This window comes from Bradyrhizobium genomosp. III (assembly GCF_000261705.1).
Lineage (GTDB): Bacteria > Pseudomonadota > Alphaproteobacteria > Rhizobiales > Xanthobacteraceae > Bradyrhizobium > Bradyrhizobium ottawaense.
The window spans coordinates 17,951-44,559 of record NZ_AJQF01000163.1; the positions used below are offsets into that span (position 1 = coordinate 17,951).

Below are 26,609 nucleotides of genomic sequence, written 5' to 3' on the forward strand. Positions count from 1 at the left end.
GCGCCGCGCTGCTAGGTTTTGCCGTCGTCACCTCACCGCAGGCCTTTCCATGTCGGTCCAGATCCCGCCGCTCAACCGCCTCCGCCAATTGTGGCGCGATGGCCGCCCCGCTTTCGGCGCGATAGCGACCATCCCGAGCGTGCAGATGGTGCAGATCATGGCGCGCTCGCTCGACTGGATCATCGTCGATCTCGAGCATGGCCCCATCGGGCTGACCGAAGCACACGCAATGATCGCGGCAACGACCGGCACGCCGTGCACGCCCCTGGTTCGGATCGCGGCGAATGAGCCGTGGCTTGCGAAAGCCCCGATGGACATCGGCGCCTTCGGCATCAACTTTCCGATGATCACGAACCGCAGTGATGCCGAGAAGGCGGTCCGCAGCGTGCGCTACCCGCCGCGCGGCGACCGGCTCTGGGGCCCGTTCCACGCCCCGTTCCGCTGGGGCCAGTCGATGCCGGACTACATGGCAAGCGCCGACGACGAGATGATCTGCATGATCACCATCGAGCATGTCGATGCCGTCAACCGCATCGACGAGATCATGGCAACGCCGGGCATCGACGTCGCGGTGATCGGCCCTGGCGATCTCGCCACCTCCATCAACAAGCGCGGACAGATGGACGATCCGGAGCTGCTGGAGCTGGTCGCGCGCGCCGAGGCCGGCATCCTCAGAAGCGGCGTGCCGATCGGCGGCGTGGCCCGCACCGCGGACCAGGCCAACGCCCTGGTCGACCGCGGCTACCGCGCCATCGCGCTCGGCTTCGACTGGTCGCTGCTCCAGCGCGGCATCCTGGCGGCGTTCGAGGGCATCAGGCGCTGAGCAGGCTGATTGCCACCTTGCCGGGAACTGCGGCCCTGCTAGGGTCGGCCGCATCGGGAGGAAAAACCATGCTTAAGAAGACTTTGCTCGCTCTGACCTTTACCGGCCTTGCCTTCGCGGCCTTCGCCCAGCAGCCCGGCATCAAGCGCACCCCGCTCCAGAAGGTCGAATTTCCGGACGGCTACAATACCATCACCGCCATCGCGGAAGTCCCGGCGGGAGGCTCGGCCGGACGCCATACCCATCCGGGAATCGAGACCGGCTACGTGCTCGAAGGCGAGCTGAACCTCCTGATCGACGGTCAGCCGGAGAAAACCCTGAAAGCCGGTGATTCCTACCAGATCCCGGCAGGCGTCGTGCACGACGCCAAGGCTCATGGCGATAAGGCCATGAAAGTGCTGGGAGTTTACGTCGTCGACAAGACCAAGCCGCTGGCTTCGCCGGCTCCCTGACTGGTCGAACCGTTCAACCCCTGGCGGGTTGGTTCGTGCTAAAGGAACGGCGAGCGGGAGCCCGCTCGCTGCACATTTTTTCATCTATGGGAACCGAAGACCGATGCGGGGGACGCCAAAGCCCATTTCGCTGCCGCGCCGCTTGATTTGCGACCTCATGCGCGCGTCGATGGACGTGCCGTTCGTTTCGCTTTCCCGTTCACTCAATATCCGCCCCTTGCTCGAGGCACGCGCCGCAGCTGCCGCGCCAGCGGGCTGGGCTGCGACCTTCGTCAAGGCGTTCGCCCTGGTCGCCAGGGACGAGCCGATCCTGCGCACTGTCTACGCCAAATGGCCGTGGCCGACGTTCTACGAATTGCCGAACAGCGTGGCGTCGGTGGCGATCGCCCGGGTCGAGGATGGCGAGGAATGCGTGATGCCGCAGCGAATCGCGGCCCCCGAGGCCATGGCGCTGGCGGCGGTCGATGCCGAGATCCGGCGCGGCAAGACGGCGCCGATCGACGACGTCCCGATGTTCCGGAAGATCATGCGGGCAACCCGGCTGCCGCTACCGCTGCGGCGCCTGTCCTGGGCGATCGGCCTCAATTTCGGCCGCCAGCGCGGCAACTGGTTCGGCAGCTTTGCGGTGAGCTCGGTGGCCGCCTATGGCGGCGGCGAGCTCCACCCGATCACACCGGGCCCCTTCATCGTCAGCTACGGCCTGGTTGAGCCCGACCAGACCATTCATGTCGTGATCCGCTGGGACCACCGGGTTACCGATGCGGCCCCGATCGCCCGGGTCCTGACCCGGCTGGAACAAGTCCTGAACACTGAAATCGCTGCCGAATTGCGGGCGGCCGGCGCGAAGCCGATAAGAGTTGGTCGGGACATGATTCCGGGCCCATTCGCATTGACAGAACGGCCCAAACTCCCCTAAAAGCCGCCTGCTCGCGGGCCGATTTCGGCCCGCGAAGCGTTTCGCGACCCGTGGTCCTCTCCCTTGAAGCTTTGGGGATCGGACCTGTCAGTGCCGGGCTAGCCCGTCACACAGGAGGGCGCGTTTCCTCAAACCATGTACCTGAAGAGGACGCGATGACTAAGCGCAGTGAGGCGAAGTACAAACTCGATCGCCGTATGGGCCAGAACATCTGGGGCCGCCCGAAGAGCCCCGTGAATCGCCGCGAATACGGCCCCGGCCAGCATGGCCAGCGCCGCAAGGGCAAGCTCTCGGACTTCGGCGTGCAGCTGCGCGCCAAGCAGAAGCTGAAGGGCTACTACGCCAACATCTCCGAGCGGCAGTTCCACGGCATCTATGTCGAGGCGAGCCGCCTCAAGGGTGACACCGGCGAGAACCTGATCGGCCTGCTGGAGCGTCGTCTCGACGCGGTCGTGTACCGCGCCAAGTTCGTCTCGACGATCTTCGCCGCGCGTCAGTTCATCAACCACGGCCACATCAAGGTGAACGGCCGCAAGGTCAACATCTCGAGCTATCAGCTCAAGGTCGGCGACGTGATCGAGGTCAAGGAAGCCTCCAAGCAGCTCGCCCATGTGCTCGAAGCCAGCCAGCTCCCCGAGCGCGACACTCCCGACTATCTCGAAGTCGACCACGGCAAGATGACCGCGAAGTACGTGCGCATCCCCGGCCTCTCCGACGTGCCGTTCCCGGTGCAGATGGAGCCGCATCTGGTCGTCGAATTCTATTCGCGCTAAGATCTGAATATCGAAGGCCCCGGTTCGCCGGGGCCTTTTTGCTTAAGAGCCACACTTCAGTGGCCGTCATGCCTGCAGGAGGCGTCGCATGCTCTACACCCCTCCCCCCATCGATCCCAAGGCGCCGCCGGTGCGCATCAATCTGCTCTCGGACACGCAGACGAAGCCGACGGCCGCGATGCGCGACGCCATGGCGCGGGCAGAGGTCGGCGACGAGCAGGTCGGTGACGATCCGACCGTGAATGCGCTGTGCGAGCGCGTCGCCGCGCTGATGGGCAAGGAAGCCGCGGTCTATATGCCCTCGGGCACGATGTGCAACGTGACCGCGACCCTGGTGCATTGCCGTCCCGGCGACGAGATTTTGGCGCACGAGACCGCGCACATCATCGCCCGCGAAGGCGGCGCGCATGCCGCGATCGGCGGCTTCCAGGTCACCCAGTTGAAGGGCCCCGACGGCCAGTTCACGCCGGAGACGTTCCGGAAAGCCCTGCATCCCCGCACGCGCTACCAGCCGCCGCAGACCGTCGTCAGCGTCGAGCAGACCGCCAATATCGGCGGCGGCACGATCTGGAAGAAGGCCGTGCTCGACGAGATCGTCGCGATCGCCAAGCAGCACGGGCTCGTCACCCACATGGACGGCGCGCGCCTGCTCAACGCCACCGTCGCCAGCGGCATCTCTCCGCGCGACATGACCGCCGGCTGGGACTCGGCCTGGATCGACTTCTCCAAAGGCCTGGGCGCGCCGATCGGCGGGGTGCTCGCGGGCTCGCGCGCCTTCATCGATGCGGTCTGGCAGTGGAAGCAGCGCCTCGGCGGATCGATGCGGCAGGCCGGCAGCGGCGCCGCCGCCTGCATCTACGCGCTCGACCATCACGTCGACCGCCTCGCCGACGACCACGCCAATGCGCGCGCGCTCGCCCGCGGGCTGTCGCAGATCCCCGGCGTCGAGGTGCAGGAGCCCGAGACCAATCTCGTGTTTTTCAAGCCCGACGGCGCCGGCGTTGCCGGCGACAAGATGGTTGCAGCGCTGCGCCAGCGCGGCGTGACGCTTGCGATGATGGACGGCCGCATCCGCGCCTGCACCCATCTCGACGTCAATGCGGCTCAGATCGAGGAGACGATCGGGTACGTCAGAGAGATCGTGCGCGGGGCGTGATCACCGCCCCATCGCCTGATAGATCAGCGTCTTCAACGCCAGCTGGATCCGGCCGCGTTGCGACGGGGTCTGCACCATGAAGATTCCGAACAGATCGTCTTCGGGATCGATGAAGAAGAAGGTGCCGCCGACGCCGTCCCAGCGATATTCGCCAAGCGGCCATGACGTCCCCGGCGGCACCGAGGTGCGCACCGCAAAGCCGAGGCCGAAGCCGGAGCTGCCGCCCGGATAATAGTTCTGATCGCGCGCGATCTTCGTTTCCGGCCCGATGTGATCCGACGCCATCAGCACGATGGTCTCGGGCTTGAGATAGCGCCGGCCTTCATAGCTGCCGCCATTCAGCAGCATCTGCGCGAAGCGGGCGTAGTCGCCGACTGTGCCGACCATCCCCCCGCCGCCCGATTCCCACTTCACCGGCCGCCTGATATCGCGAACCTGCGTCGTCGGATTGATGTTGCGATCCTCCGGCATCGGCTCGGCAATGCGCGGAAATTTAGCGGGATCGGCGACGAAGAACGCCGTCTCGGTCATGCCGAGCGGATCGAGCAGCCGTTCCCTCTCGAACTGGAGCAGCGTCTTTCCTGAGATCACCTCGACGACGCGGCCGAGCACGTCGGTGGAGAAGCCGTAGTCCCACACCGTGCCCGGCTGCTCGACCAGCGGCAGCGTGGCGATTTTCGCGGCGAAGTCGGCATTGCTGAGATTACTGTTGAAGAGATTGGCTTCGGCATAGAGCTCGCGCACTGCGCCGCCGTCATGATAGCCGTAAGGCAGCCCCGAGGTGTGGCGCAAGAGGTCCTTGATCGTGACGGGACGCTCCAGCGGCTCCAGCGCCAGAGCGACCTTGCTATCCTCGGCCTTCTTCTCCACGCCGACCTTCATGCCGGCGAAAGCAGGAATGTATTTCGAGACCGGATCGTCGAGCGCGAGCTTGCCCTCCTCGACCAGCATCATCGCCATGACTGATGTGATCGGCTTCGACATCGAATAGAGACGGAAGATCGTGTCCGCGCTCATCGAACTCTCGGTCGCGACATCGCGAACGCCGAAATTCTCGTAATAGACCGGCTTCCCATGCTGCTGGAGCAGCAGAATGGCGCCGGGAATCTTGCCGGTGGCGATCTCGTTCCGGATGTAGTCGGAAACCTTTGCCAGGCCCTCGGGCGAGAGGTTGCGCGCGGCGCGCTCGGAGCTCGCCTGCGCACTCACGACACCGAACAGAAAGGCGAGCGCCGCGATCAGCGCGCGGCGCCCGAACATGTCACTTCTCCATGGCTTCATAGACCAGCTGCTTCAATGTCCGCTGCACGCGCTGGCGCTCGGTCGGGGTCTGCTCCAGCAGCACGAAAAACATGTCCTGCTTGGGATCGATCACGAAATAGCAGCCGGAGGCGCCGTCCCATTTCAACTCGCCGAGATTGCCGGGCGGCGGCGGCTTGGCGTTGCCGGGATCGGTGCGCACCGCGAGCCCGAGGCCGAAGCCGAAACCGTCGCCGGGGAAATAGAAATAGTCGCGGTCGACGCCTGATTTGGGGCCGAGCTGATCGGTCGTCATCAGCTTGAACGTCTCGGGCTTGAGAATGGTCTTGCCGTCGAGGCTGCCGCCGTTGAGCAGCATCTGCGCGAAGCGCTCATAATCGGCCATGGTCGTCACCATGCCACCGCTGGCGAACTGCATCTTCTTGACCACGGTCGGATCGTTGATCCGGCCAACGCGGAAGTCGCTGTCGTTCGGCACCGGCTGCGCCAGAAGCTTCTGCTTCTCGGGAGCGGTGACGAAGAAGCCGGTGTCGACCATGCCGAGCGGATCGAGCAGCTTCTCCCGCATGATGTCGATCAGCGGCTTGCCGGCCGCGATCTCCATCACGCGTGCCAGCACGTCGGTGGAATGGCCGTATTGCCAGAGCGCGCCCGGCTGGTTGTGCAGTGGCAGCTTGGCAATACGCTCGGCGAACTCGGCGAGGTCGAAATCGCCCGCGTAGATGTTGGCATCGCGATAGGCCTTGCGGACCAGGCTGTCGCCATAGAAGCCGTAGGTGATGCCGGAGGTGTGCGTCATCAAATCGTGCACCGTCATCGACCGGTTCGGCGGCACCAGCTCGAGCGACTTGGTGCCGTCCTCCGCCTTCTTCTCGACGCCGACCTTCACGTTGGCGAAGGACGGAATGTACTTCGAGACGGGATCATCCAACTTGATCTTGCCGTCCTCGACCAATTGCATCGCGACCACCGAAGTGATTGCCTTGGACATCGAGAACAGGCGGAAGATGGTCTTGTCCGTGATCGGCGCCTTGCTGACCACGTCCTGCACGCCGAAGGCTTCGTGATAGACCGGCTTGCCATGCTGCCGGATCAGCACGGTCGCGCCGGCGATCTTGCCGGTCGCAACCTCGTTCTTGAAGAATTCGCTGATCTTGCCGAGCTTGTCCTGATTGAAATGCGCACCGGCCGGAATCTCGTAGGTGCCCTCCGCTCGCGCCAGCGACATCGCACCGAGCGACACCAGCGCGCCGCAGACCAGCGCACGCAGTCCAGACTGTGAAATCATATCCCCTCCCCGGAACATGGTCCGGCGGAGTGTACCGACCGCGTCATCAGGCACAAGGGCCGGCGTGTCGCGCAAGTGCCTCGGCATGGAGCTTGGCGCTCGGCTCGGCGAAGCAGCAGAACACCACGCGGGCCACGGACGGCGCCACGGCGAGCCCTTCGATTGTGGTACGAACGGCGATATCGGCCGCCCGGCCGGCGGGGAAGCGGAAAATGCCGGTCGAAATCGCGGGGAATGCCACCGAGGTCAGCTTGTGCTTCCCGCACAGCTCCATCGAGCGGCGATAACAGGACGCGAGCAGATCGTCCTCTCCGAGCGTGCCGCCATTCCAGACCGGTCCGACGGTGTGGATCACATGGGCAGCCTTGAGCCGGTAGCCTTTGGTGATCTTGGCATCACCCGTCTTGCAGCCGTGGAGCATGCGGCATTCGGCGACCAGATCGGGCCCTGCGGCCCGATGGATCGCACCATCCACGCCGCCCCCACCAAGGAGCGACGTGTTGGCCGCGTTGACGATGGCGTCAACGCTCAGTGTGGTGATGTCTGCGACAATGACCTCGAGCTCGGCGCCGCCGATCCGGCGCGTCAGCTGGGTCACCTATCAGGCCGCGACGACGACGCCCTTTTCGGTGAAAAGCTGCTGCAATTCACCGGCCTGGAACATCTCGCGGACGATGTCGCAGCCGCCGACGAACTCGCCCTTCACATAGAGCTGCGGGATGGTCGGCCAGTTGGAGAAGGTCTTGATGCCGTTGCGCAGTTCGGCGGATTCGAGAACGTTGAGGCCCTTATAGCCGACGCCGATATGGTCGAGGATCTGGACGACCTGGCCGGAGAAACCGCACTGCGGAAATTGCGGCGTGCCCTTCATGAACAGAACCACGTCGTTCGACTTCACTTCGTTGGCGATGAATTCCTCGATGCTCATTTCCGTGTCCTTCTGGGGCGGAGCCCTCACCAATCAATTCGGGCTGGCTCCGCCGATCTAACCCGATACCTGCCTATATATGTAGCCCAAACCGTTGTGCATCCAAAGTAAAATGGCGGCGACACGCCCCGCTGGCCGGTTTGCCCCCCAACCGGATCCATAGGCTGATGACATCAATATCATCGCCGGGGAGGACTTTCATACCGTAACGGAGCCCCTATCTAGGACGAACCCAGGTTTTGGAACCGGGCAACGCCAACAACGTTCTCTTGTCCTGTCTGGAGAAAAACGTGACGAAACAAGCCTCCGCTACGGCCGCCACCTCGCTTTCGTCACTGTCCTCCGCCGGTAACCTCGCCCAGCGGCTGGAAGATGCTTTTCTCGCCGTCCGCAACGAGACCGAACGCCGGGCTGCGCCGCTGTCGCCGGAGGACCAGCAGATCCAGTCCATGCCCGATGCGAGCCCGACGAAATGGCACCGGGCCCATACCACCTGGTTCTGGGAGCAATTTTTGCTCGGCGAGCACGCGGCCGGCTACCGGCCGTTCCACCCCGATTTCGCATTCCTGTTCAATTCCTATTACGTCAGCGCCGGCCCGCGTCACGCGCGCAATCATCGCGGTGATATCACCCGTCCCAGCGCAAACGAGGTCGGCGTCTATCGCAACTATGTCGATGCGGCCGTCGTCAAATTCTTCCGCGAGGCCGGGGAAGACAAGCTTCGCGCGATCGCAGCGCTGGTCGAGGTCGGGCTCAACCACGAGCAGCAACACCAGGAATTAATATTCACCGACATCCTGCACGCCTTCGCGCAGAACCCGGTCTATCCGGCCTACGACCCGGACTGGCGCTTTCCGGCCGCGACGCGCGCCGGCGATGACTGGCTGACGCTGAACGAGGGCATCCACACCGTCGGCCATGTCGACGACAGCTTTCATTTCGACAATGAGAAGCCGGCGCATCGCGCCCTGGTCGGCCCGGTCCGGGTCGCGCGCAATCTCGTCACCAATGCCGAGTGGCTGGCCTTCATGCGGGACGGCGGATACCGGACCGCAACGCTGTGGCTGATGGACGGCTTTGCCGCGGCCAGCCAGGAAGACTGGCAGGCCCCGGGTCACTGGCGCGAGATCGATGGCCAGTGGCACGTGATGACGCTGGCCGGTGTGAAGCCGGTCGATCCCACGGCGTCGGTCTGTCATATCAGCTACTACGAGGCCGACGCCTTCGCGCGCTGGGCCGGCAAGCATCTGCCGACCGAGATGGAGTGGGAGGTCGCGGCCCGCGCCGGCCAGCTCAACGATGCCTTCGGCATCGTCTGGCAGTGGACCCGCAGCTCGTACGCACCCTATCCCGGCTACCGCGCCGTCGAAGGCGCGCTCGGCGAGTACAACGGCAAGTTCATGGTCAACCAGCTGGTGCTGCGGGGCTCTTCGCTTGCAACTCCGGAAGGCCACAGCCGTATCACCTATCGCAACTTCTTTTATCCGCACCACCGCTGGCAGTTCACGGGACTGCGGCTCGCCGATTACGACTAGTTCTCATCCGACGACAAATGCGCGCCGGACAGCGCGTTCAGGAGAGTATCATGAATGTGCACGCCAGCGCTTTGGCCGAAGCCCATCTTCCCGACGAGCAGACCACCGCCTTCGCCCGCGAGGCGATCAAGGACCTCTCGCAGCAGCCCAAAACACTGTCGCCGAAATATTTCTACGACGCGACCGGATCGGAGCTGTTCGAGGCAATCACGCGCCTGCCGGAATACTATCCGACGCGGACCGAGCTCTCGATCCTGAAGGACCGTGGCAGCGAGATCGCAAAGATCATTCCCGAGCATGCCGCGCTGGTCGAGTTCGGCGCCGGCGCGACGACGAAGGTCCGCCTGCTGCTCAACCATTGCAGGTTTGCGGCCTATGTCCCCGTCGACATCTCCGGTGACTTCCTCAAGGCGCAGGCGAACGGCCTGAAGCGCGATTTCCCCTCGCTCGGCATCTATCCGGTGGCTGCCGACTTCACCACGCCGTTCGAGTTGCCGAGGGCGGTCGCGTCGATGCCCAAGGTCGGCTTCTTCCCCGGCTCGACCATCGGCAATTTCGAGCCGCATGAAGCCCAGGCTTTCCTGAAGAGCGCACGCCAGATCCTGGGTCGGAGCGCGCAGATGATCATCGGCGCCGACCTCGAAAAGGATGAGCGGGTGCTGCACGATGCCTATAACGATGCCGCCGGCATCACCGCGCGCTTCAACCTCAATGTTCTGGTGCGGATCAACCGCGAGCTTGGCGGCAATTTCGACCTCTCCGCCTTCACCCACCGCGCGATCTACAATCGCGAGCGGCACCGCATCGAGATGCACCTGATCAGCAGGAAGAGCCAGACCGTGCGCCTGCTCGGCACCAGCTTCTCGTTTCGCCCCGGCGAGAGCATCCACACCGAGAACAGCTACAAATACAGCATCGAGCGTTTTGCTGAGCTGGCACAGGGCGCCGGCTGGCGGGTGCGCGAGAGCTGGACGGATGCGGCGAAGATGTTCTCGGTGCATGCGCTGGAGGTGGCGGAGTAAACGCTCCGGCGGTTATCCGCGAGAGCGATTTCCCCGCAGCGCATCCTTCGAGACGCCTCGCTTAGGCGGGCTCCTCAGGATGAGGACGGAGTGCGTGGCAGGCAGTTTCAACGAGCGCCGACGCCAAATAGCCTCATCCTGAGGAGACCGCGCAGCGGTCGTCTCGAAGGACGAGGCGGTTGCTCAGGCCGCTCGCAGTTCAATGTTCCTTGGCGTCTTCTCTGTCCGCCCCCAGCGACACCGATTCCCACACCGCGACGACGATCATGATCACCGTCGACGCGATCGACAGCCAGAGCGGCGGGAGGTCGGCTGCGAACCACCACAGCACCAGCAGCAGCATGATGCCGATGCCGTGCGAGAGCTGGAGGAAGCCGCGGATCGCGTGCTTGAACAGGATGGTGCCGATCAGAAACACCAGCGGCCCGCCGATCGTGCTCAGAACCGTCCTCATATCGGAATGGCCGGTCGGGTGCTTCAGCACCAGCTCGTCCGAGACCGCGGTCAGGATGATGCCGGCGATGATCGGCGTGTGCAGATAGGTATAGGCGAGCCGCGCCAGGCGGCCGGATTCGGCGGACTTCGAGATCCGCTCCGAGCCGGCCTCGGCGCCCTTGTGGAAATAGACCCACCACATTGCGATGGCGCCGACCAATGCGGAGACGAAGGCCATGATATTGTCCGCGGTCCACTCCAGTTCGGCAAAGGTCGCCCCGTTGACGACGACGGCTTCGCCGAGCGCGATGATGACGAAGAGAGAGCAACGCTCGGCCATGTGGCCGCCCTCGACGGCCCAGGCTTCGACCGACGAGAAGCCGAGTTTGGGAACCCAGAAGCGCGCCGCCGGCGAGACGTATTCCCACGTGACCGCCGCAATCCACAGCCATAGCCGCGTCTCGCCTTCGGACAGGCCGCCCGCGATCCACAGCACCGCGGAGATCGAGAGCCAGCTCAGAATGCGGATCGCGTTGTGGCGGACCGCGGTCCGATGCCGCGGCGTTGCGAACAGCCAGAAGGCGGTGCGCCCGAGCTGCATCGCCGCGTAGGCGATCGCAAACCACAGGCCCCGCCCCTCGAAAGCGGTCGGAATCGTCGTCGACAGCACCAGCCCGCCCAGCATCATCAGGAAGAGCATGACGCGGACCGGGGTCAGCTCCGGATTGAGCCAATTGGTGACCCAGGCGGTGTAGACCCACACCCACCACACCGCGAGAAACAGCACCGTGACGTGCACCGCGCCGAGCGGCGTGAAATGGTGCAGCAGCGTATGCGACACCTGCGTGACGGCGAAGACGAAGACGAGGTCGAAGAACAGCTCGACATTGGTGACGCGGCTGTGCTGGTTCGGCACGATGACGCGAAACATCGCGCCGCGAGAATTGTCCGCAGCCATCGTCGTCTCCCGTCGCGCGATCAGGTCAGGCGCCCGGCACGCCGGTTTGCAGCGCCAGCGCGTGCAGCACGCCGCCCATCTGGCCGCGCAGGGACTGATAGACGATCTGGTGCTGCTGGACGCGGGATTTGCCGCGGAAGGATTCCGAGATCACGGTCGCGGCATAGTGATCGCCGTCGCCGGCGAGGTCACGGATGGTCACCTCGGCATCGGGGATCGCCGCCTTGATCATCGCCTCGATATCGTGGGCGTCCATGGGCATTCGGGTCTCGCTCCTTCTGGTCTCGAATCGCTGCCGGGGTCCCCTCGCCGGCAGCGCCAAACTTAGCGTGAACGGTCTTCTGCGTCACGCTTTCCGGCACTATATCCATGATCCCATCAGGATAAAGGCACGACAAAGTGCCGCGCGCGGCAGATTGATCGAAAAGGCGTGAAATCATGAAGCTTCCAGGGCCCGACCATCCCATCACCATCACCCAAAATCCCCGCCGCGTCCGTGTGACCGCCGGCGACATCGTGATCGCCGAGACCGGCAAGGCGCTGACGCTAAAGGAGGCCAAATATCCGGCGGTGCAATATGTGCCGCGGGAGGACACCAACATGGCCTTGCTGGCGCGTACCGACCGCGTCACCCACTGCCCCTACAAGGGGGATGCGAGCTATTACAGCGTAAAGGCCAACGGCAAGGTGCTCGATAATGCGATCTGGACCTACGAGACGCCCTTTCCCGCGATGAGCGAGATTTCCGGCCATCTCGCCTTCTATCCGGACAAGGTGAAGATCGAGGAAGTGGGGTAGGCGCACGCGCTGTGACGCCGGGGCGATCCTGGATCGCCTCCTTCCAGTCGACACAAGGCACGCGATGCCGCGCCGGGCCACAAGACTGATTGGGGTCTCGTTGCTGGGATTGTCCGGCATCCTTGTTGTGCTCGCTGCTGCCGGGCTGGGTTTTCGTGCCTATCGACAGCACCTTGCTGCCCAAACTCTCGCGATCCGCTCTCCTGCCGGCGTGCAGGAGGGAGAGTTCATCGAGATCGGCGGCATCAAGCAATGGATTCAAATCCGCGGTGAGGATCGGGATAACCCGGTTCTCCTGTTCGTCCACGGCGGCCCCGGCGGCTCCACCCTGCCGATCTCGTCGGGCTGGCGCCCCTGGGAAGAGCATTTCACCGTTGTCCAATGGGACCAGCGCGGCACCGGCCGCACCTTTGGCGCAGCTGGAGACGCGCTCGCCCCCACGATGACACTGGAGCGGATGACGCAAGACGGCATCGAACTGGCCGAGTACCTGCGCACGCATTTGCACAAGGACAAGATCGTCCTGGTCGGGCATTCCTGGGGCTCATTCCTGGGAATTCGAATGGCGAAGCAACGTCCGGATCTGTTCTCGGCCTATGTCGGCACAGGCCAGGTGGTCGGCAAGGCGACCTTCGAGAAGGCCTTCGAACTCACGATCGCGCGTTTGCAACGGCTTGCGGCAGCGGCCACCAACAGGGAGGCCCTGGCCGAATTGGCGCCGATCGCTTCACAACCGGTCCTCACCCCGGAAAATCGCCTGATTGCGGACAAATGGAGCAATGTGCTGGGTCTGCCGCTCGCCGACGGCTTCCAGCTCGCCGGTCCCATCCCGCCGCTCTTCATGCCGGATGTCTCGCTGCTTGATCTGTACAATTGGCGGAGGGGCGCCGCCTTCTCAGCAAAGTACCTGACGGGACGGAACGGGCCGATGTTTCAGAGCGATATGGCCTCGCTCGGGTTCGAATTTTCGATCCCGATGTTCTTCATCGAGGGCGATGCGGATGGCGTCACGCCGAGCGAACCCGCCGAGCAATATTTCAAGGAGGTCACCGCCCCGCACAAGGAGTTTGCTCGGATTCGCGGCGGCGACCATTTCATTCCGTTCGATCGTCCTGATGAATTCTTGGCCGAGCTGATGGCCCGCGTCATGCCGTTCGCAGCCCACTGAGGACTGGTGCAGCCGCCCGGCTACGCCCTGAAGATCGTGAGCCCAAGTATCAGCAACACCAGGAAGATCACGACGAAGACATAAAACAGGAAGCGGGCGATATCGGCGGAGACGGCCGAAATGCCGCTGAAGCCGAGCACGCCGGCCACGATCGAGACAAGTAGGAAGATCAACGCCCATTTCAGGATCGTCATTGCCAGCTCCGAATTGTGCCGCTCCTCGCGGCCGTCAGCCCTTCCCTTCGGCGGACGCTAACTTCGCTGTTCGGAACTGGTTCCTACGGGTGTCAGGACCCAGGTTGGGGCTCAAGTGGGGCCTCAACTACGGCGCAAACGAGCCTTGCTGAATCGGGCTCGCGGCGGCACAGTCCGGCCCGGGGCAGGCGCGCGGGGGACCATGATGACGATGGCGGATTCAGCGACGATCGGCGCGGAGGCACACGCCGCGCCGAAAACCAAAGCGCGCAATTTGTCGCTCGATCGTGCCCGCACCTTCCTGACCCTCGTGGTGCTGCTGCATCATGCAGTGATCCCCTACACGCATTTCGGTCACACCGATCCGGCCTCCTTTGCCGGTTTCGACATGATCGTGCTCGCCACCGACAGCTTCTTCATGGCGATGTTCTTCTTCCTGTCGGGCCTGTTCACCTGGCCGGGCATCGCGCGCAAGGCGCCGTCGGTCTTTTTGCGTGACCGCCTGCTGCGGCTCGGGCTGCCGTTCGCGATCGCGGCCTTCACCATCATCCCGCTCGCCTATTACGCCATCGCGCTACGGGCCGAGCCCGAGCTGACCTTCGCAGCGTTCTGGTGGAAGACGGTGACGTCGGGCCCATGGCCGAGCGGCCCGATCTGGTTCGTATGGGTGCTGCTCGCCTTCGACCTGACCGCGAGCCTGCTCTACCGGGTCTCGGCGCATCTGGTCGATCCCGGCAACCGCGTCTCGTTGCTCGGATTTCAGCAGCCGGCCGTGTTCTGGCTGATGCTCGTCGCCGTAAGCGTCATCGTCTATCTGCCTGCGCTGCTCTATTTCGGTACCAACAAATGGTTCGAGTTCGGACCGTTCTCGGTGCAGGCGAGCCGGATCCTGCTCTACTTCAGCTACTTCTTCATCGGCGCCAGCGTCGGTTCGGCGAATTTCGATCGCGGCATCCTCAGCGCCGACGGTCAGTTGCCGAAGCAGCGCTGGCTATGGGTGATCGTCACGCTGATCCCCTACTGCCTGATGTGGTGCATGATCTACATCAAGCGCGAGATCCTCGGGAATCCCGATCACCTGCCGCACTGGTACCACGTGTTCTACGGCACGTTCTTCGTGCTGTTCTCGGCCTCGATCCTGCTCGCGATCCTCGCCTTCTTCCTGCATTCGAAGGCGCCGGGGCCGACCCTGCTCGACCGCATGCAGGCGGATGCCTATGGCATCTTCCTGGTGCACTACCCGATCGCGCTGTGGATCCAGTACGCGCTGTTCGACTATGCGTGGCCTGCGATCGTGAAGGCCACGATCGGCCTCGTGCTCACGGTGATCCTGAGCTGGGGCCTGACGGCGGCATTGCGGAAGATTCCGGGGGCGTCCCACGTGTTGTGAGGCACGAGGTCCCTCCACGCGTCACTGCGAGCGCAGCGAAGCGATCCAAAGTCCCCCGGCGGAGGTAGTCTGGATTGCTTCGTCGCTTCGCTCATCGCAATGACGGAGTGCGTGGCAGCAGCTCAGGCCGCCTTCCCGCCCATATATTCCGGCAGCCAGCGCTCGAACGATTTGCGCAAGCTGTCGATCGCCACGGGCGCTTCGCCCGCGATCGCGATCGCATCGCCGCCGGTGGTGCCGATTCGCACGCAGGGCACTTCGCAGCCGCGCATCTTGGCCAGCACGCGGCCGGCTTCGGTTTCCGGCACGGTGACGAGATAGCGCGCCTGGTCCTCGCCGAACCAATAGGCCTGCGAGACCAGTGAAGTCGGCGCCGCCAGCAGCTTGGCCCCGATGCCGCCCGCCATCGCCATCTCGGCCAGTGCGATCAGGAGGCCGCCGTCGGAGAGGTCGTGCACGGCGGTCGCGGTGCCGCCATGGATCATGCCGCGCACGCAATCGCCATTGCGCTTCTCGGCGGCGAGATCGACCGGCGGCGGCGCGCCCTCCTCGCGGCCGCAGATGTCGCGCAGGTAAACGGACTGGCCGAGCCAGCCATGGGTCTCGCCGACCAGGAGGATCGCTTCGCCCTCGGCCTTGAAGGCGAGCGAGGCGGATTTGGTGAAATCGTCGAGCAGGCCGACGCCGCCGATGGACGGTGTGGGGAGGATCGCGCGGCCGTTGGTCTCGTTGTAGAGCGAGACGTTGCCGGAGACGACCGGGAAGTCGAGCGTGCGGCAGGCTTCCGAGATTCCCTTCAGGCAGCCGACGAACTGGCCCATGATCTCGGGCCTTTCAGGGTTGCCGAAGTTGAGGTTGTCGGTGATCGCGAGCGGCTTGCCGCCGACCGCGGTGATGTTGCGCCAGGCTTCCGCCACCGCCTGCTTGCCGCCTTCGAACGGGTCCGCCTCGCAATAGCGCGGCGTGACGTCAACGGTCAGCGCCAGCCCCTTCGGCCCGTCCTCGATGCGCACCACGGCGGCATCGCCGCCGGGACGCTGCATGGTATTGCCGAGAATGACGTGGTCGTACTGCTCCCAGACCCAGCGCTTGCTGCACATGTCCGGCGTGCCGATCAGCTTCTCCAGCGCGCTACCTACGCCCATCGGCGCCGGCACATCGCGCGCATGCACGACCGGCAACGCGGCGGAAGGGACATGCGGACGGTCGTAGAGCGGCGCCTCGTCGCCGAGCTCCTTGATCGGCAGGTCGGCCATGACGTCGCCGCCATGCTTGACCACGAAACGCTTGCTCGGCGTGGTGTAGCCGACCACGGCGAAGTCCAGGCCCCACTTCTTGAAGATCGCCTCGGCTTCCTTTTCCTTCTCGGGCTTGAGCACCATGAGCATGCGCTCCTGGCTTTCCGAGAGCATCATCTCGTAGGCGCTCATCCCGGTCTCGCGGGTCGGCACCGCATCGAGATCGAGATCGACGCCGAGGTCGCCCTTGGCGCCCATCTCGACCGCCGAGCAGGTCAGGCCCGCCGCGCCCATGTCCTGGATCGCGATGACGCAGCCCTTCTCCATGATCTCGAGGCAGGCTTCCAACAGCAGCTTCTCGGCGAAGGGATCGCCGACCTGCACGGTCGGGCGCTTCTCCTCGGACTTGTCGTCGAACTCGGCCGAGGCCATCGATGCGCCGTGGATGCCGTCGCGCCCCGTCTTGGAGCCGAGATAGACGATCGGCATGTTCACGCCGGACGCCGCCGCATAGAAGATCTTGTCGGCATCGGCGAGGCCCACCGCCATCGCGTTGACGAGGATGTTGCCGTCATAGCGGGTGTGGAAGCGCACCTGGCCGCCCACCGTCGGCACGCCGAAGGAATTGCCGTACCCACCGACGCCGGCGACGACGCCGGAGACCAGATGCCGTGTCCGGGCATGTTCGGGCGCGCCGAAGCTGAGCGCATTGAGGCAGGCGATGGGACGCGCGCCCATGGTGAAGACGTCGCGCAAAATGCCGCCGACTCCCGTGGTGGCGCCCTGGTAGGGCTCGATGTAGCTCGGGTGGTTGTGGCTTTCCATCTTGAAGACCACCGCCTGGCCGTCGCCGATGTCGATCACGCCGGCATTCTCGCCGGGGCCCTGGATCACCCAGGGCGCCTTGGTCGGCAGGCCCTTGAGATGGATGCGCGAGGATTTGTACGAGCAGTGCTCGTTCCACATCGCCGAGAAGATGCCGAGCTCGGTGAAGGTCGGCTCCCGCCCGATCAGCTTCAGGATGCGCTCATATTCGTCGGGCTTGAGCCCATGGGCGGCAACCAGTTCGGGGGTGATCTTGGGTTCGTTCTTCATGGATTCCAGGCTTTCGGCGGCGGTTTGGCCGTTCTTAGGAACATCCAGGGCTCGCGAAAAGCCCTTTATGGCGCATTTTCCCGCTGTCCCACGTTTTGCAGGCGGGGACGGCGGGAACAGGAATTGCACGGCGCGGACGGATCGGATTTAAGGGCTGAAGACCCGCAATTGAAGGCCCATTTCCTTGCACGAATTGACCAAAGCGCCCCCACCCCGCCGCCCTGACCTCCACGTCGCCACCGAGGGCGAATTTGTGGGCTGGCGGACCTGGATTCGCGACAGTTTTGAGTCCCATGTCGGCCCCTTCTGGCACCGGATCGAGGCGGATGGCAACGTCCGCAGCGCCTTCCGGGTCGAGAAAAAGCACCTCAACGGCTCCGGGAACGTCCACGGCGGCTGCTACATGGCCTTTGCCGACTACTCCCTGTTTGCGATCGCCACCCATGTCCTGGACAGCCGGGCGGTGACGACCAATTTTGCCTGTGAATTCCTCGACGCGGCACGCGAGGGCGAGCTGATCGAATGCACCGGCGAGGTCACCCGCGCCGGCGGCTCGCTGATCTTCCTGCGCGGCAAGATGATGTCCGGGACGCGGGTGCTGCTCACCTTTTCCGGCACGATCAAGCGGATGAAGCGGAAGGCGCTACCTCAGCCAAACGCATAGCTCGGCGCCTTCCCTTTTCGCGCCCCCTCGCCCAGACTTCCCGGCAAGCGCTGTCGCGCCGGGGAGCAGGAACAAGGTGCCGCAGAGCACATCGGAGGCGGGGCGCTCAGCGGCCTCCGTTTCATCGCCGTTGCCGGCCATGGCCGCCACCGGCGCGCGCAACTGGCGCGACTATGCGCTGCTGCTCGCGCTCGCCTGCTGCTGGAGCTCGACCTACCCGCTGGCCAAGCTGGCGCTTCCTACCGTCCCGCCCATCACCTTCATCTCGGCACGCTCGCTGATCGCGGCTGCCTTCCTGTTCGCGATCCTGTGGATGCGCGGCATCAGCGTCCCGACCGACGCGAAGGCGTGGAAGCTGTTCGCGACCCAGCAGCTGATCAACTCGACCTTTCCGTTCCTGATCATCACCTGGTCGCAGCTCTATGTGCCGGCGTCGAACACCGTGGTGCTGGCCTCGACCACGCCGATCTTCGCCTTCCTGATCACCTCGCTGATCACCCGGCATGAGCCGGCAACGCTGCTCAAGCTCGCCGGCGCGATCCTCGGCCTCGCCGGCACCATTCTCATCGTCGGCCTCGATGCACTGCGCGGCTTCGGGACCGAGATCGTGGCGGAGATCGCGATCCTGCTCGCCACCATCTCCTTTGCCTGCGCCACGATCTTCGGCCTTCGCCTCTCCGAATACGACCCGATGGTGGTGGCGGCTGGCTCGCTATTATTCGGCGGTCTCATCCTGCTGCCGCCATCGCTGATCATCGACCAGCCCTGGACGCTGCAGCCGACGCCGACCGCGATCATCGCCACCATCGTCATGGGCATCGTCTCCAGCGCGCTAGGCTTGATGCTGTTCTACGTCTGCCTCGGCCGGCTCGGTACGCTGACCACGAACGCGCAAGGGTACTTGCGCATCCCGATCGGCGTCGGCCTCTCCGTGCTGCTGCTCGGCGAGAGCGTGCCGTCGAACCTCGCGCTCGGCCTGTTGCTGGTGATGGCGGGCGTGGCGGCGATGACGGTGCCGGCAGAGAAGTTCAAGCTGCGCTAGGCCGATTGCGCGGGCTTTGAGCGCCAGCGCGGGCATAGCTCGATTGTCACACGCTGGACGAATATGAGGTAGTCGGGCGCAAGCCTGTCGTGACGCATCCCTCCCTCAGGGCCCAGCATGGAAAGTCGTTCACCGGACGCCATTGGCGATTCAAAGGCCGATCGCGCGCCCAGCCTCTGGTGATTTGCGCTCGCGCTCTTCCCGCTCGTTGCATCCCAAGTGATGCGACTGCATCAGCATAGTGCCGCGGGCTGGCTCGTCTGGGACTATGCCGGCCGAGTCGCCGCTCTGGTCATCCTTGCGGCGATTCCGGCAGCACGCGCTATCGCCTATCGCAGGGAGAAACGCCGGATCTCTCTACTCGAAATCGGGGTCTGGATTGCTGGGTCAGTGCTGCTGGACCGGTTGGGTCAGTGGCCGCTACGTCTCATGAATGCGACATTTCCGGCGACCATCGTCGGCAAGTATCCGCACCCAATCGGCTGGCTCAACGTCTTCGATCTTGTCGTTGGCCTGATACTGATCGCGGCCAGCGAAGAGATCATCTTCAGGCGATTGCTTCGGAACACCGCCCGACCTTACCTGGGTGACGGCGCCTTTGCCGTTCTCATCAGTTCTCTCATGTTCGGTGCCCATCATTGGTGGTCCGGGGTCGGGAACATCCTTCTCGCCACAATATTCGGCATCCTTTTCATGGTGATGTATCGGCGGTCAGGCGCCCTTTGGCCGGTCGTGCTCGCGCATTACCTCGTTGACCTGGTCGCGTTTGCCGGAATTTGGCGCTGGTTCTAAAGCGCGAAGGCAACTAGCGCGACGCCGACAATTGCTTCTCGGCGATCGACAGCCATTCCGCCTGCGCGTTGCGCAGATATTTCGGTGCGCGGCGCATCTGGATCAGCAACTCGTTGAAGACCATTCGCGCCTCGGCGGTGCGGCCGACCACCTGCAGCAGCAGGCCGTAGCGCACCCGCGCTTCGGCGCCGGGGTAGTAGCCGGCGAGAGCGTGATATTCCTCCAGCGCCTCGTCGGTCCGGCCGACCTCGACGAGCGCGCGGGCGTAGAGCAGATGCGCATCCGCGGAATCGAAGTCGGGCCATTGCTTCTGGAGATCGTCGAGCGTCGTAAGCGCGTCGGGCGGACGCTTGGCGGAAAACTCGGCCTGCGCCTTGCGAAACGCATAGGCGGGATCGTGCCCCATCGGCAGCTTCAGGATGTGGTCATAATGCTGCTCGGCCTCAGCGAACCGGCCGATATTCGCGCACTCGTCCGCCAGCGCCGCGCGGTTGGCGATGGTGTCGGCGTCAGCCAGCCGGTCCGACAATTCGCGATAGCGCTTCTCCGGATCGAGCCGGTTGGCGACGCGCTGGCGCGCCTGCCGGGCACCGTGACTGGAAAACCATTCGGGAATGAGCTCGACCGCGATATAGGCGAGCGCGCCCATCATCGGCACCAGCAGGATGATGAAGGCCCAGGGCCGCAACCGCCCGGTTCGCGAGGCGTGATAGATCAGCGTGAGATCGAGCAGCAGAACGATCAGGGCAACGGGCATGTGACATCCACGGGCACAGCGACAGCGCACGCTCCGTGATATCGCAATTGCAGCGGCGGAACAACTTTGAGTTGCTCCCCTTGCAGAAAATCAGCGACCCCGGACGCACGCGCCGTGATGGCGACGAGGAGTCAGTCGCCTCAAGCGTGACGGAGGTTCACGAGCGAAATTTGCATCATGCGCGGCCATTCGAGTCGCGCAGCAATCCGCTCGCCAACTGTCGAAACGCGTCCACGGCCTTGTTCAGCACGACTTTCGGATCGTTGGCTGCGGCGACCCATAATGCGGCACTGAGCGCGGCGCCGTTCAGCAGTCGCCCGGCTGCTTCAACATCCAAAGGCTTCACCACCTTCTCGTCGATCAGTGACCGGATCGTTCGCATGGTGATATCCAGGCAGGCGTTCTCGCCGGGCCAGTTGGACGGATCACCGAGTACGGCAGGTCCATCCAGAAGCATGATGCGCTGAATTTCAGGATCGAGCGCCATTTCGATATAGGCACTGCCCTCTGCAAGCAGGCCCTGCCACAAGGTTGGCGCTTGCTCCCGGATCGCGCGCAGCCGCTCCGCCATTTCGCCATCGATCTGCGCGACGACGGCCCAGAGCAGCCCCTTCTTGTCCTCGAAATTGTGATAGAGCGCGCCCCGTGTCAGCCCGACCGAGGCCGTCAGCTCATCCATCGACGCTTCTGCATAACCCTGCGTGGCGAAAGCCTTGCGCGCAGCGCGGATGAGCTTGGCCCGATTTTCCGCCATGGCTGCGGCACGTTTTCCCTCGATCATGCTCGACCCATTTTCTGTTGACATACGCCCCGTATGTGAGCGATAAGCCCACATACGAACCGTATATGAACAATGTCACGACCGGCGCCGCAAGGCAATTCGCGGTCCCTGCCCCTGATCTTTCGAAAGGCACAGCCACATGCTCCAGCGCGAGGCTATCTTCCCCGCTCACCGTCACGCACTTTATGAAGCTCATCGGTATTCGGCCGCGATCCGGTCCGGCGACTTGCTGTTCGTCTCGGGACAGGTCGGCAGCCGCGAGGACGGCTCACCCGAGCCCGTGTTCGAGGACCAGGTCCGGCGTGCGTTTGCCAATTTGCGCGCGGTGCTCGCAGCTGCCGGATGCACGCTGGACGACGTGGTGGATGTCACCACGTTTCACACCAATCCTGCCCAACAGATCGATACGGTGATGGCTGTCCGCAGCACCGAGATCGGCGACGCGCCCTATCCGAATTGGACGGCTGTTGGCGTGAATTGGCTTGCCGGGTTCGACTTCGAGATCAAGGTCGTCGCGCGGATTCCTTGAGTCGCGCAAAGCCGTCTCCCGCCAATGCGGGAGCCGGCAGGGGCGGCCTACTACTTGGCGTCGTCCGCCAGCATTTTCCGATATTTTTCGACGTCCCGTGTCACGAGCTGCTGCAGCAGCTCCGGCGTATGCTCATTGGCATCGGGCGCAACGGTCGACAGGTCGGCAAAGCGCTTCTTGACCGCGTCGGTCTCCACCGCCGTGCGCGCCGCGGCGTTCAGCTTGGCAATCACGGCCGGCGGCGTGCCCCTGGGCGCGAACAGGCCGTTCCAGCCCTGTGCCTCGAATTCGGGCAGGCCCGCTTCCGCCGAGGTCGGCAGGTCCGGCAGCGTGGCGAGCCGCACGGTCGAGCCGACCACGAGCCCCTTCACCAGCTTCTCGTTGATCGATTGCGAGACCGAGGCCGCCGCATCGCAGACGCCGTCGATCTGGCTGCCGACGGCATCGGTCAGCGCGGGCGCGGCGCCGCGATAGCCGACCAGCGTCGCGTCGATGCTGGCGGCGGTGACGAAGCTCTTGCAGATCAGATAGTTCGAGGAGCCGACGCCGGCATGGCCGAGATTGATCTTGCCGGGATTGGCCTTGGCGTAGGCGATGAACTCCTTGAGGTCCTTCGCCGGAAAGTCCTTGCGCAGCGCGATGATGCCGAACGTCTTCGCCACCATGGCGATCGGCACGAAGGAATCAGGCGTGAACGGCAGCTTGGGATAGATCGTGTAGGTCGCGGCATTGGTGCCGGCATTGCCGATTGCGATGGTGTAGCCGTCGGGCTCGGCACGGGAGGCGCGCGCCAGCGCGGTCGAGCCGCCGGCCCCGGCGACGTTCTCGATCACGATGGTCTGGCCGAGCGCGATGCCCATCTGCTCGGCCACCGCGCGCGCGATCACGTCCGAGGTGCCGCCGGCCGCGAACGGCACGATCATGGTGATCGGACGTTTTGGATAATCCTGCGCGAACGCGGCCGTCGCGAATGCCAGCGCCGCGATCGCAGCGAGAGCCCGCTTCACCGCGAACGCAATCACGCGGCTTTTTCCAGATGCGCGGTCAGGCCCGCGAACAAGCCGCGGCCGTCGGTGCAGCCCATGATGTCTTCGACGTGGTTTTCCGGATGCGGCATCATGCCGAGCACGTTGCCCTTGTCGTTGACGATGCCGGCGATCGAATGCGCGGCGCCGTTGATGTTGTGAGCTTCGTCCACCACGCCCTCGGCGGAGCAATAGCGATAGAGCACCCGCCCCTCGCCTTCGAGCCGCTTGATGGTCTCTTCGTCCGCCTCGTAATTGCCTTCGCCATGGGCGACCGGCACGCGGATCACCTGTCCGGCATTGTAGCCGCGGGTGAACGGCGTGTCGGACCGCTCGACGCGCAGATGCACGTCATGGCAAATGAATTTCAGCCGCTCGTTGCGCATCAACACGCCGGGCAGCAGGCCGGACTCGCAGAGGATCTGAAAACCGTTGCAGACGCCGAGCACGATGCCGCCCTTGGCCGCATAGTCGCGCACCGCGTCCATCACCGGCGCGCGTGCCGCGATGGCGCCGCAGCGCAAATAGTCGCCGTAGGAGAAGCCGCCCGGCACCACCACGAGATCCGTGCCCGCGGGCAGCGACGGCTCGGCGTGCCAGACCATCGCCGGCTCGCTGCCCGAGATCATCCTCAGCGCCCGCGCCATGTCGCGTTCGCGGTTGATTCCGGGAAAGACGAGGATGGCGGCTTTCATGGCAAAAGTTCCGACGGTGATGGGAATCGGGCTGGCCAAAGGGCCAATTCGCGAAGAGACATAGCCATTTGACGGGGATTTTACCAGTGCTAGCCTTGCCGGACGGCCTTGTACACAGGCCATAGCCGAGGCACTTTTGCCCGACGATCTTGCCCGGGATTGAAGCCATGAACGTCCCGTCGCTGCCCACATCCCCTTCCGAGCCCGTGTCCACCGAGGGCGTCGTCGCCGCCGGCGCCTATGTCGATGGCCGCCGTATCGCCAATATCGCCATCAGCGAGGCCTCGAGCTGGCGGGCCAAGCCCGGGCACGTGGTCTGGATCGGCCTGCACGAGCCCGACATGGCGCTGCTCGGCGCAGTGCAGAAGCAATTCGACCTGCACGAACTCGCGATCGAGGATGCCAACCACGCCCATCAGCGGCCCAAGATCGAGCAATATGGCGAAGCCCTTTTCATCGTGGCGCGGACGGCGCAGCTGGTCGAGGGCCGCATCGTCTTCGGCGAAACCCACATCTTCGTCGGCGAAGGTTATCTGGTCTCGGTGCGCCACGGCGCCTCGACGTCCTACAGGCCGGTGCGCGAACGCTGCGAAAGCTGCCCGCGGGCGCTCGCCCGCGGCGAGGATTACATCCTCTATGCGATCCTCGATTTCATCGTCGACAATTACTCGCCCGTGCTCGAGAGCATTCACGACGAAGTCGAGGGTATCGAGGACGACGTGCTGTCCAAGGCGATCAGCAAAGCCCAGATCGAGCGGCTCTACATGCTGCGCCGCGACCTATTGCGGCTGCGCAACGCGATCGGGCCGCTGGTGGAGGTCTGCCGCCGGCTGGAGCATGACGAGCTGTCGATGGTGCGGCAGGCCATGCAGCCGCTATTCCGCGACGTCACCGACCACGTCCGCAACATCCAGGAGCGCATCGATTCCATGCGCGAGGTGCTGGCCTTCGCATTCGAGGCCAGCCTGCTGGTGGGCCAGGCGCAGGAGACGGCGGTGTCCAAGAAGCTCGCGTCCTGGCTCGCGATCATCGCGATCCCGACCGCGCTTGCCGGCATCTACGGCATGAACTTCAAGCACATGCCGGAGCTGGAATGGGACTACGGCTATTACATGCTGCTCGGCGTGATGCTGACGGCGTGCACCGCGTTGTACTGGCGTTTTCGTCGCGCCGGATGGCTATGAGGAAATCGCTTCGTAGCCCGGATGGATCGAAGCGCAATCCGGGCTACCATGGCGGACAGGCCTAGACGATTTCGACCCGATAGTTCTCGATCACGGTATTCGCCAGCAGCTTGTCGGCGGCTTCCTTCAGCGCGGCTTCCGCCTTGGTCTTGTCGGCGCCGGCGAGCTCGATGTCGAACACCTTGCCCTGGCGGACGCTGGCGACGCCGTCGACGCCGAGCGACTTCAGCGCGCCTTCGATGGCCTTGCCTTGCGGATCGAGGATGCCCGTCTTCAAGGTAACGGTGACACGTGCCTTCACGTCGAAATTCCCTCAGCTCTTCACCAGCACCGGGCCGGAGCCCTGCGGACGCTCGTTCTCCATGAGGATGCCGAGACGTTTTGCAACTTCAGTATAGGCCTCGAGCAGGCCGCCGAGATCCCTGCGGAAACGGTCCTTGTCGAGCTTCTCGTTCGACTTGATGTCCCACAGACGGCAGCTATCCGGCGAGATCTCGTCGGCGACGATGATGCGCATCATCTCGTTCTCGAACAGACGTCCGCATTCCATCTTGAAGTCGACGAGGCGGATGCCGATTCCGAGGAAGAGGCCGGTGAGGAAGTCGTTGACGCGGATGGCGAGCGCCATGATGTCGTCGATCTCCTGGGGCGTCGCCCAGCCGAAGGCCGTGATGTGCTCTTCCGACACCATGGGGTCGTTGAGCTGGTCGTTCTTGTAGTAGAATTCGATGATCGAACGGGGCAGCTGGGTGCCCTCCTCGATGCCGAGGCGCTGCGACAGCGAGCCCGCGGCGACGTTCCGCACCACCACCTCGAGCGGCACGATCTCGACCTCGCGAATCAACTGCTCGCGCATGTTGAGACGGCGAATGAAGTGGGTCGGCACCCCGATGTCGTTGAGGTGCTGAAACAGATACTCCGAGATCCGGTTGTTGAGGACGCCCTTGCCCTCGATTACCTGATGCTTTTTCGCATTGAACGCGGTCGCGTCGTCCTTGAAGTGCTGGATCAGGGTACCGGGCTCCGGGCCTTCATACAGAACCTTTGCCTTGCCTTCATAAATGCGACGCCGCCGGCTCATGGGGATGTACCGTGTTTTGTTGAAATCCATGTATTTGGTGTGCTCCGGTTACTAGGATTTACGACCCACAGCGGAGCTGCCGTGAACGACCCGGAACCCCGTCCATAACCCTTGGAAACAGAACGGGAACCAAGCCTTCAGGCAACCTATCCGATTGGCTGACCGAGCACAATCGATCCGGCCGTCCGGCGCCAACTTATACCATCTTGCCTGCGGCTTAACGGCCCGTTGTTTTGCCGATTCGTGCTATCTATGTAGGCATGCAGTCGGGTCGCCGCAACGGAAGGCTCCCGCTCCATTCAGCAGGGGATTTGGAACAAGGCATGAGCGAGTTCGACAAGCGCCAGGAAGGTTTCGAGAAGAAATACGCCCTCGACGAGGAGCAGAAATTCAAGGCGGAGGCCCGCCGCAACCGGCTACTCGGGCTGTGGGCGGCTGAAAAGCTCGGCATGTCAGGCGATGCCGCCACCGCCTATGCCAAGGAGGTGGTCGCGGCCGATTTCGAGGAGGCCGGCGATGCCGACGTCCTGCGCAAGATCACGGCCGATTTCACCGCCAAGAACGTCGCCGTCACCGAGCAGGCGATTCGCGCCAAGATGAGCGAGCTGCTCGCGGTGGCGGCTGCCGAGG

The 26,609-nt window shown here is 64.1% G+C and carries 30 protein-coding genes; 16 read left to right on the top strand and 14 right to left on the bottom strand.

The window, feature by feature from the left end; genetic code table 11:
* Nucleotides 1-49 precede the first annotated feature (49 nt).
* The 5 genes from IC66_RS0114020 to IC66_RS0114040 all read left to right on the top strand — a co-directional run bounded on the left by IC66_RS0114020 (nt 50) and on the right by IC66_RS0114040 (nt 4,120).
* Nucleotides 50-823, top strand: coding sequence for an HpcH/HpaI aldolase family protein (locus IC66_RS0114020; RefSeq protein WP_038948042.1), 774 nt, complete (start codon nt 50-52; stop codon nt 821-823).
* A 68-nt stretch (nt 824-891) separates the two neighbouring features.
* On the top strand, nt 892-1,275 hold the full coding sequence (locus IC66_RS0114025; protein ID WP_028142863.1) for a cupin domain-containing protein: 384 nt from the start codon (nt 892-894) through the stop codon (nt 1,273-1,275).
* A gap of 103 nt (nt 1,276-1,378) precedes the next feature.
* A complete protein-coding gene (locus tag IC66_RS0114030) occupies nt 1,379-2,191 on the top strand; it encodes an acyltransferase (RefSeq protein ID WP_049806528.1) in 813 nt (270 codons plus the stop codon).
* 155 nt (nt 2,192-2,346) lie between these two features.
* Nucleotides 2,347-2,964 carry a 30S ribosomal protein S4 gene (gene rpsD / locus IC66_RS0114035; RefSeq protein WP_018316575.1) on the top strand — a complete coding sequence of 206 codons (618 nt, stop codon included), beginning with the start codon at nt 2,347-2,349 and terminating at the stop codon, nt 2,962-2,964.
* 88 nt (nt 2,965-3,052) lie between these two features.
* A complete protein-coding gene (locus IC66_RS0114040; RefSeq protein ID WP_038948044.1) occupies nt 3,053-4,120 on the top strand; it encodes a threonine aldolase family protein in 1,068 nt (355 codons plus the stop codon).
* Here the strand turns inward: IC66_RS0114040 and IC66_RS0114045 are convergent, their stop codons facing one another.
* The 4 genes from IC66_RS0114045 to grxD are packed head-to-tail and all read right to left on the bottom strand — an operon-like array spanning nt 4,121 to nt 7,596.
* Nucleotides 4,121-5,380, bottom strand: a complete 1,260-nt coding sequence (locus IC66_RS0114045; RefSeq protein ID WP_038948045.1) for a serine hydrolase domain-containing protein — start codon at nt 5,378-5,380, stop codon at nt 4,121-4,123.
* Nucleotide 5,381: 1 nt separating this feature from the next.
* Nucleotides 5,382-6,668 (bottom strand): serine hydrolase domain-containing protein, encoded by a 1,287-nt coding sequence (locus IC66_RS0114050; protein ID WP_038948046.1) that lies wholly within the window; start codon nt 6,666-6,668, stop codon nt 5,382-5,384.
* Nucleotides 6,669-6,714: 46 nt separating this feature from the next.
* On the bottom strand, nt 6,715-7,266 hold the full coding sequence (locus tag IC66_RS0114055) for an O-acetyl-ADP-ribose deacetylase (protein WP_038948047.1): 552 nt from the start codon (nt 7,264-7,266) through the stop codon (nt 6,715-6,717).
* 3 nt (nt 7,267-7,269) lie between these two features.
* Nucleotides 7,270-7,596 (bottom strand): Grx4 family monothiol glutaredoxin, encoded by a 327-nt coding sequence (gene grxD / locus IC66_RS0114060; protein ID WP_018316580.1) that lies wholly within the window; start codon nt 7,594-7,596, stop codon nt 7,270-7,272.
* A 239-nt stretch (nt 7,597-7,835) separates the two neighbouring features.
* Here grxD and egtB point away from each other — a divergent pair, with 239 nt between their 5' ends.
* Both egtB and egtD read left to right on the top strand, forming a co-directional pair.
* Complete coding sequence (egtB, locus tag IC66_RS0114065; protein ID WP_038948048.1) at nt 7,836-9,131, top strand: ergothioneine biosynthesis protein EgtB; 1,296 nt, start codon at nt 7,836-7,838, stop codon at nt 9,129-9,131.
* Between the two features lie 50 nt (nt 9,132-9,181).
* Nucleotides 9,182-10,153: an L-histidine N(alpha)-methyltransferase gene (egtD, locus tag IC66_RS0114070; protein WP_038948049.1), complete on the top strand. Its 972-nt coding sequence runs from the start codon at nt 9,182-9,184 to the stop codon at nt 10,151-10,153.
* Nucleotides 10,154-10,352: 199 nt separating this feature from the next.
* Here the strand turns inward: egtD and IC66_RS0114075 are convergent, their stop codons facing one another.
* The gene (locus IC66_RS0114075) at nt 10,353-11,546 is read right to left on the bottom strand and encodes a low temperature requirement protein A (protein ID WP_038948050.1); all 1,194 of its coding nucleotides are present in this window, start codon (nt 11,544-11,546) and stop codon (nt 10,353-10,355) included.
* A 25-nt stretch (nt 11,547-11,571) separates the two neighbouring features.
* Nucleotides 11,572-11,808: a BolA family protein gene (locus IC66_RS0114080; RefSeq protein WP_018316584.1), complete on the bottom strand. Its 237-nt coding sequence runs from the start codon at nt 11,806-11,808 to the stop codon at nt 11,572-11,574.
* Nucleotides 11,809-11,984: 176 nt separating this feature from the next.
* Here IC66_RS0114080 and IC66_RS0114085 point away from each other — a divergent pair, with 176 nt between their 5' ends.
* Together IC66_RS0114085 and IC66_RS0114090 are read left to right on the top strand one after the other, a co-directional pair.
* The gene (locus tag IC66_RS0114085) at nt 11,985-12,344 is read left to right on the top strand and encodes a DUF427 domain-containing protein (protein ID WP_038948051.1); all 360 of its coding nucleotides are present in this window, start codon (nt 11,985-11,987) and stop codon (nt 12,342-12,344) included.
* Between the two features lie 100 nt (nt 12,345-12,444).
* Nucleotides 12,445-13,512 carry an alpha/beta fold hydrolase gene (locus tag IC66_RS0114090; RefSeq protein ID WP_240536395.1) on the top strand — a complete coding sequence of 356 codons (1,068 nt, stop codon included), beginning with the start codon at nt 12,445-12,447 and terminating at the stop codon, nt 13,510-13,512.
* Between the two features lie 20 nt (nt 13,513-13,532).
* Here the strand turns inward: IC66_RS0114090 and IC66_RS43380 are convergent, their stop codons facing one another.
* Nucleotides 13,533-13,706 carry a DUF1328 domain-containing protein gene (locus tag IC66_RS43380; protein ID WP_028142852.1) on the bottom strand — a complete coding sequence of 58 codons (174 nt, stop codon included), beginning with the start codon at nt 13,704-13,706 and terminating at the stop codon, nt 13,533-13,535.
* A 202-nt stretch (nt 13,707-13,908) separates the two neighbouring features.
* Between IC66_RS43380 and IC66_RS0114100 the strand changes: the two genes are divergently transcribed.
* Nucleotides 13,909-15,096 carry an acyltransferase family protein gene (locus tag IC66_RS0114100; RefSeq protein WP_028142851.1) on the top strand — a complete coding sequence of 396 codons (1,188 nt, stop codon included), beginning with the start codon at nt 13,909-13,911 and terminating at the stop codon, nt 15,094-15,096.
* Between the two features lie 122 nt (nt 15,097-15,218).
* Here IC66_RS0114100 and purL read toward each other — a convergent pair whose 3' ends face one another.
* On the bottom strand, nt 15,219-17,429 hold the full coding sequence (purL, locus tag IC66_RS0114105; protein WP_038948053.1) for a phosphoribosylformylglycinamidine synthase subunit PurL: 2,211 nt from the start codon (nt 17,427-17,429) through the stop codon (nt 15,219-15,221).
* 184 nt (nt 17,430-17,613) lie between these two features.
* Here purL and IC66_RS0114110 point away from each other — a divergent pair, with 184 nt between their 5' ends.
* The 3 genes from IC66_RS0114110 (at nt 17,614) to IC66_RS0114125 (ending at nt 19,927) form a co-directional block, all read left to right on the top strand.
* Nucleotides 17,614-18,093, top strand: coding sequence for a PaaI family thioesterase (locus IC66_RS0114110; RefSeq protein ID WP_038948054.1), 480 nt, complete (start codon nt 17,614-17,616; stop codon nt 18,091-18,093).
* Nucleotides 18,094-18,169: 76 nt separating this feature from the next.
* Complete coding sequence (locus IC66_RS0114115; RefSeq protein WP_038948055.1) at nt 18,170-19,135, top strand: DMT family transporter; 966 nt, start codon at nt 18,170-18,172, stop codon at nt 19,133-19,135.
* A 222-nt stretch (nt 19,136-19,357) separates the two neighbouring features.
* On the top strand, nt 19,358-19,927 hold the full coding sequence (locus IC66_RS0114125) for a CPBP family intramembrane glutamic endopeptidase (RefSeq protein ID WP_244429112.1): 570 nt from the start codon (nt 19,358-19,360) through the stop codon (nt 19,925-19,927).
* A 13-nt stretch (nt 19,928-19,940) separates the two neighbouring features.
* Here IC66_RS0114125 and IC66_RS0114130 read toward each other — a convergent pair whose 3' ends face one another.
* Nucleotides 19,941-20,684, bottom strand: a complete 744-nt coding sequence (locus IC66_RS0114130; protein WP_038948056.1) for a tetratricopeptide repeat protein — start codon at nt 20,682-20,684, stop codon at nt 19,941-19,943.
* 175 nt (nt 20,685-20,859) lie between these two features.
* Nucleotides 20,860-21,465, bottom strand: a complete 606-nt coding sequence (locus tag IC66_RS0114135) for a TetR/AcrR family transcriptional regulator (RefSeq protein WP_038948057.1) — start codon at nt 21,463-21,465, stop codon at nt 20,860-20,862.
* A 139-nt stretch (nt 21,466-21,604) separates the two neighbouring features.
* On the opposite strand from IC66_RS0114135, the gene IC66_RS0114140 reads away from it, so the two are divergent.
* The gene (locus IC66_RS0114140) at nt 21,605-21,994 is read left to right on the top strand and encodes a RidA family protein (protein ID WP_028142844.1); all 390 of its coding nucleotides are present in this window, start codon (nt 21,605-21,607) and stop codon (nt 21,992-21,994) included.
* 50 nt (nt 21,995-22,044) lie between these two features.
* Here the strand turns inward: IC66_RS0114140 and IC66_RS0114145 are convergent, their stop codons facing one another.
* Together IC66_RS0114145 and purQ are read right to left on the bottom strand one after the other, a co-directional pair.
* Nucleotides 22,045-23,016, bottom strand: coding sequence for a tripartite tricarboxylate transporter substrate binding protein BugD (locus tag IC66_RS0114145; RefSeq protein WP_038948058.1), 972 nt, complete (start codon nt 23,014-23,016; stop codon nt 22,045-22,047).
* Nucleotides 23,013-23,714 (bottom strand): phosphoribosylformylglycinamidine synthase subunit PurQ, encoded by a 702-nt coding sequence (purQ, locus tag IC66_RS0114150; protein WP_038948059.1) that lies wholly within the window; start codon nt 23,712-23,714, stop codon nt 23,013-23,015. The genes IC66_RS0114145 and purQ overlap by 4 nt, the downstream gene beginning before the upstream one ends.
* Nucleotides 23,715-23,881: 167 nt before the next feature.
* Between purQ and IC66_RS0114155 the strand changes: the two genes are divergently transcribed.
* Entirely contained in the window at nt 23,882-24,898 is a 1,017-nt protein-coding gene (locus IC66_RS0114155) for a magnesium and cobalt transport protein CorA (protein WP_028142841.1), read from the top strand.
* A 61-nt stretch (nt 24,899-24,959) separates the two neighbouring features.
* Here IC66_RS0114155 and purS read toward each other — a convergent pair whose 3' ends face one another.
* On the bottom strand, nt 24,960-25,199 hold the full coding sequence (purS, locus tag IC66_RS0114160; RefSeq protein ID WP_028142840.1) for a phosphoribosylformylglycinamidine synthase subunit PurS: 240 nt from the start codon (nt 25,197-25,199) through the stop codon (nt 24,960-24,962).
* Nucleotides 25,200-25,211: 12 nt separating this feature from the next.
* Nucleotides 25,212-25,979, bottom strand: a complete 768-nt coding sequence (gene purC / locus IC66_RS0114165) for a phosphoribosylaminoimidazolesuccinocarboxamide synthase (protein WP_173015815.1) — start codon at nt 25,977-25,979, stop codon at nt 25,212-25,214.
* A 323-nt stretch (nt 25,980-26,302) separates the two neighbouring features.
* Here purC and IC66_RS0114170 point away from each other — a divergent pair.
* Nucleotides 26,303-26,609 (top strand): DUF1476 domain-containing protein (locus IC66_RS0114170; RefSeq protein WP_038948060.1); only part of this gene is annotated, 307 nt, incomplete at its 3' end.